At 81.5% G+C, this 249-nt stretch carries 1 protein-coding gene; it reads left to right on the top strand.

The window, feature by feature from the left end; all coding sequences use genetic code 11:
- On the top strand, positions 1–249 hold a 249-nt coding region (locus BST27_RS35260), incomplete at both ends, for a hypothetical protein (RefSeq protein WP_211285362.1).

Raw genomic sequence — 249 nt, 5'->3', positions numbered from 1 at the left:
GATTCTCCGCCGGACTCTTTGGGGCCAGCGGGGGCGCCGGCGGCGACGGAGGCAGCGGCGTGACACTCGGGGGCGCCGGCGGCGCCGGCGGTAACGGCGGGTTGTTCGGTTCCGGAGGAAGCGGCGGCACCGGCGCATTCGGCTCCGGCGGGGGCAAAGGCGGCGCCGGCGGTAACGGCGGAATGCTCTCCGGCGCCGGGGGGGGCCGCGGCGCCCGCCCCCCCCCCCCCACCCGGGGCCGGCGCCGGG

Source organism: Mycobacterium intermedium, from assembly GCF_002086275.1.
In the GTDB taxonomy this organism is placed as follows: Bacteria; Actinomycetota; Actinomycetes; order Mycobacteriales; family Mycobacteriaceae; genus Mycobacterium; species Mycobacterium intermedium.
This window is presented reverse-complemented; position numbering and strand designations above follow the sequence as displayed.